General features: G+C 71.4%; 3 protein-coding genes and 2 pseudogenes. All 5 read right to left on the reverse strand.

Annotation, left to right across the window (positions count from 1 at the left end; all coding sequences use genetic code 11):
• Nucleotides 1–100 (reverse strand): annotated as a pseudogene (locus ACFQLX_RS25585) (ATP-binding protein); the annotation flags it as partial.
• Nucleotides 81–644, reverse strand: coding sequence for a DUF742 domain-containing protein (locus ACFQLX_RS25590; RefSeq protein WP_386418903.1), 564 nt, complete (start codon nucleotides 642–644; stop codon nucleotides 81–83). The gene ACFQLX_RS25590 and the pseudogene ACFQLX_RS25585, both read right to left, overlap by 20 nt.
• A gap of 91 nt (nucleotides 645–735) precedes the next feature.
• Entirely contained in the window at nucleotides 736–1,149 is a 414-nt protein-coding gene (locus ACFQLX_RS25595; RefSeq protein WP_136742879.1) for a roadblock/LC7 domain-containing protein, read from the reverse strand.
• A 10-nt stretch (nucleotides 1,150–1,159) separates the two neighbouring features.
• A complete protein-coding gene (locus ACFQLX_RS25600; protein ID WP_386418905.1) occupies nucleotides 1,160–4,078 on the reverse strand; it encodes a nitrate- and nitrite sensing domain-containing protein in 2,919 nt (972 codons plus the stop codon).
• Nucleotides 4,079–4,377: 299 nt separating this feature from the next.
• Nucleotides 4,378–4,607, reverse strand: a pseudogene (locus ACFQLX_RS25605) (ATP-binding protein); the annotation flags it as partial.

Consider the following 4,607-nt stretch of genomic DNA (forward strand, 5'->3'; position numbering starts at 1 on the left):
CCACGCCGAAACCACCCGCCACCACGATCTTCGCGGAGGTGGTGGAGCGCGACGGACTCGCCGTCCCGCCCCCGCCGGCGTTAGAGCTTGCGAAGTCCACTGAGTACCCTTTCGAGCAGAGTCACATCTGGCTGTCCCCCCGCGGATTCGTCCCCACCAGGCTGGTGGATGGTCACAAGTCCCGCTTCCGCCAGGTCGGCCACGAGAATACGGGCCACCCCCAGCGGCATTTTCAGCAGTGCCGAAATCTCGGCCACCGACTTGATCTCGTAGCAGAGCTGGCAGATGCGCTGGTGCTCGGGGAGCTGGGACTGCAGCCGGCCGGGGTCAGCGGTCGTCTGCACCAGCGCCTCGATGGCGAGTTGGTAGCGCGGCCTGGTCCGGCCGCCCGTCATCGCGTACGGACGCACCAGCCGCGACTGCGGACGCGAGGCCCGGGCTCCGCCGCCCCCCGGCTGGGGGGACGGCGCGGCCTGGCGCGGCTGCCGTGGCGGCGGTGCGGCCGAGGGCGCCGAGGGGAAGTCGTAGTGCTGAGGCGGCTGTCCGGCCGGGGCCGCGGGCTCGTGCGGCTGACGGCCGTAGCCGTCGCCGTAGGCCCACTCCCCACCCGAACCGTAGTGTCCGCCCTCGTGCTGCGCTGCCACGTGTTTCCCCTTCCGACCCGTCCCCGTCGGTACGCCTTGTGCGCTTGGTGAACCTTAGCCCGCTTGTTGTGCGTAGCGCATCGGTTGTCTGCTAGTTGAGAAGGCTGCCCTGGAGCTCCGCACGCAGGTCAGGCGTGAGGACCGTGCCGGCCCGGTCGACCAGCAGCGCCATCTCGTAGCCCACCAGGCCGATGTCGCACTCGGGGTGGGCCAGCACGGCCAGCGAGGAGCCGTCCGAGACCGACATGATGAACAGGAAGCCGCGCTCCATCTCCACGACTGTCTGGTTGACGCTCCCGCCTTCGAAGATGCGGGAGGCGCCGGCGGTCAGGGAGGTCAACCCCGAGGCCACCGCGGCAAGTTGGTCGGCACGGTCGCGCGGGAAGCCTTCGGACATCGCCAGAAGGAGTCCGTCGGCGGAGACCACCACCGTGTGCGACACCCCGGGGGTGTTGTCCACGAAGTTGGTGATCAACCAGTTCAGGTTCTGCGCCGCCTGGCTCATCGGGCTCACACTAACGCTCCTGATCGTAGGTGCTGCCAGGGGTGGGGCCCTGGTTGAAGCTGCTGTCATTCCGGTCGGGGCGCGCGCCTTGGCCGCGTCCCTGCTCTACACCCCGGCGCAGGTTGCTGAGCCTGCCCCGGACATCTTCGGGGGCGCGGGAGACCTGGGGGCCTCCCGCGGGGGGCGGTGGTGCCGCCTGGCCCTGGCCTTCCGCGAGGTTGGCACGGGGCACCCGCTTGGGCAGGCCGGAGGTGGTGGTTCCGCCGGTCTGGGGGGCGCGGACCGAAGCCGGACGCTCCCAGCGGTTGTCGTTGCCGCCCGGCGCGTGACCGCCCGGCGCGGCACCGAATCCTACTGCCTGTCCGGCGCCACCCGCGCTGTCGGTCGGCTGCTGGGGTACGGACCCCGGGGGAAGGTGCTCCCCCGGCAGGTCTCCGCGCCGGGGCAGCGCGCCGCGGCCGTTGCCGGCCTGGGGCTGCTGCTGCGGTACGGAGGGCTGCGGTGCGGGGCCGGAGCCCAGCGCGGGCTGCTCGTCGCGGAAGAGCGGCTTGGGGCGGCCGACCTTGGCCTCCAGCGCGTGCCGGCGCTCCTCGCGGGCCAGCGAGCGGCTGACCGGGTCCAGGATCTCGGTGGTGTCGGGGTCCTGCGCGCCGCCCCGGCCGAAGGCTCCCCCGTTGTCGAAGCCGTTGTCGAAGCCGCCGGCGCCGTAGCGCGACTCGTCGAAGCCGAAGTGCGCGGAACCGACGTCGCCACCGCCCGTACCACCGGAGTGGCGCGGCTGGAAGGCCGGCTGCTCGGCGATGATCCGGGAGACGGTGAACTCCTCCTCCGGGGCCGTCGCGTCCTGGCCGCCGAAGGTGATCAGCTCGGGGAGCATGACCAGCGAGGTGGTGCCGGACTGCTCGCCGGAGGGGCGCAGCTGGACGCGGATGCCGTGCCGGTCGGAGAGGCGGCCGACCACGAACAGGCCCATGCGCTGCGAGATCGCGGCGTCCACGGCCGGCGGGTTGGCCAGGCGGTGGTTGATCTCCGCGAAGTCCTCCGCCGTCAGGCCGATGCCCTTGTCGTGGATCTCGATCATCACCCGGCGGTCGGGCAGCCGCGTCGCGGTGACGCGCACCTTGGTGTGGGGGGAGGAGAACGTGGTCGCGTTCTCCAGCAGCTCGGCCAGCAGGTGGACGAGGTCGGTGACGGCGGGGCCGTGGATCTCGCAGTCCGGGACGCCGGTGACCTCGATGCGCTCGTAGCTCTCCACCTCGGAGGTGGCGGCGCGCAGGACGTCCAGCAGCGGCACCGGCTGGTCCCACTGGCGGCCGATCTCCTCGCCGGCGAGGACCAGGAGGTTCTCGCCGATGCGGCGCATGCGGGTGGCCAGGTGGTCCATGTGGAAGAGGTTCTCCAGCTGGTCCGGGTCGGCCTCCCCCTCCTCCAGCGTGGTGATCAGTTCCAGCAGGCGCTCGATGAGGCTCTGGTTGCGGTGCGAGAGGTTGGTGAAGATCGCGTTGAGGTTGCCCCGCAGCAGTGCCTGCTCGGCGGCGAGCCGCACCGCCTCGCGGTGGACCTGGTCGAAGGCCCGGGCGACCTCGCCGACCTCGTCGTGGGAACTGACGGGGATGGGGGTGACGCGGGTGTCGACCTGGCCGGGGTCGGTGCGCGAGAGCTGGTCGACCAGCATCGGCAGGCGCTGCTCGGCGATGCCGAAGGCGGTGTTGCGCAGCTGGCGCAGGCTGCGGCCCATCTGGCGGGCCATCAGCGCGGCGACGAGGAAGGCGAGGAGGAGTGCGGCGACGACGGCGCCGGAGTTGACGAAGGCGTCGCGCCGGGCGTCGGCGGCCAGGCGGTTGGCCTCGTCGACGGCCTCCGCGGCCAGCTCCTTCTCGAACTGGCGGTAGACCTCGAACTTGGCGGTGGCGGTGGCCCACCAGGTCTTGGGGGTGACACCCTGGCGCGTCAGCGCCTGGGCGCTCGCGGTGGGCGAGGCCATGAGGGTGACCATCTCCCGGATGGCCGGCGGCTCGACGAAGGGCTTGCCCTGCGCCTCCATCGCGGCCTTGGCCTCGGCGGCCTGCTGCTCGCCCTTGGCCTGCGCGACCTGCATGAGCCGCTCCAGGCGCAGCCGGTCCTTCTCCCGGCCGCCGAACTCGAGCTCCTCCATCGCGACCGATTCCAGGCGGGCGTAGGAGACGAACGCGACGCGCAGGGTCGGCAGGTCGGACTGCTCGTCCGCGCGGGCCATCAGCAGGTGCATGCCGATGGAGCGCTCCAGGGAGCCGGTGGACTCGGTGAGCGAGATGGCGTAGAGGTTGCGGCCGAAGGTGTTGACGTTGCTGGTGCCCAGGCCGAGTTCGTTGGTGAGGGCCATCAGCGCGCGGCAGAGCAGGGCGTAGCCCTCCTCGGTGTCCACACCCTCCAGCGCCGGGGTGTAGGCGACCTGGCGCAGCTTGGGCAGGCGCTCCTCGGCCTCGGCTATGTGGCCGATGCGGCGCTTGAGGTTGGCGCTGTCGGGGATGTCCTCGACCTGCGCGTGGAACTTCTGCGCCGCCATGTCGGTGGCCGTGCGGGCCTGGACCACCGTACGGTCGCGGGCGCCCTTGCCCAGGAGCAGCGGGGCGGCGCTGACGTCGCGCTCGTTCATCACCGCGTACGAGTAGGAGCCGGCGGCCTGGACGAGGCGGGCGACCCGCTCGGCGTCCTGCGCCTGGCGCCAGGTGTCGATGGAGGAGTTGACGCGGAAGCCGCCGAAGACGAGGGCGACGATGACGGGGATGAACAGGATCGCGTTCAGCCGCGTCCGCACCCGCCAGTTGCGCGGGGACAGCCGGCTGCCGCCCGCCGGCGGCGGCTCGGCCGCGGGGACGGCTCGCGCCACCGCGCGCGACGGCGGAGTGACATTGCCCCGCTTGTGCGGGGTGCCCTTGGTGCGCCTCACGGACAACCTCTCGCCCTACTCTGCAGTCAGTTCAGGGAATTGCAGCACGGCACGCGGCCGTTAACAAACCCCTGCTCAGCAGCGGCTTCCCGCCACTGAGGACCCGGATACCGGGACATTCGGCTTTTGTCGGGCCATTAACCCGCCCGGCGATGAGCGGAGTGGAGCCGCGCGTGAACGCTATGTCGCGCCCGGCCTGCGATTCTCTTTCGAAACGTTATGAAGCGCCAGTAGTACGGCGAAGGGCGGACTGTGCCGAACGACACACCCCGCCCTTCCCGACTTCCCGTGGACCGCGCCTACTTGAGCCGCGCCATCAGCGCGTGCTCGACCAGCGTGATGAGGGCGGACTTCGCCTCGCCCCGCTGACGGGCGTCGGTGGTGATGATCGGCGTCTCGGGCCCGATCTGCAGGGCCTCGCGCACCTCCTCCGGCGCGTACGGCTGGTAGCCGTCGAAGCCGTTGAGCGCGACGACGAAGGGCAGGCCGGAGTTCTCGAAGTAGTCCACGGCCGGGAAGCAGTCCGCCA

Origin of the sequence: Streptomyces polyrhachis, assembly GCF_042663125.1 — a bacterium.
Taxonomy (GTDB): Bacteria; Actinomycetota; Actinomycetes; order Streptomycetales; family Streptomycetaceae; genus Streptomyces; species Streptomyces polyrhachii.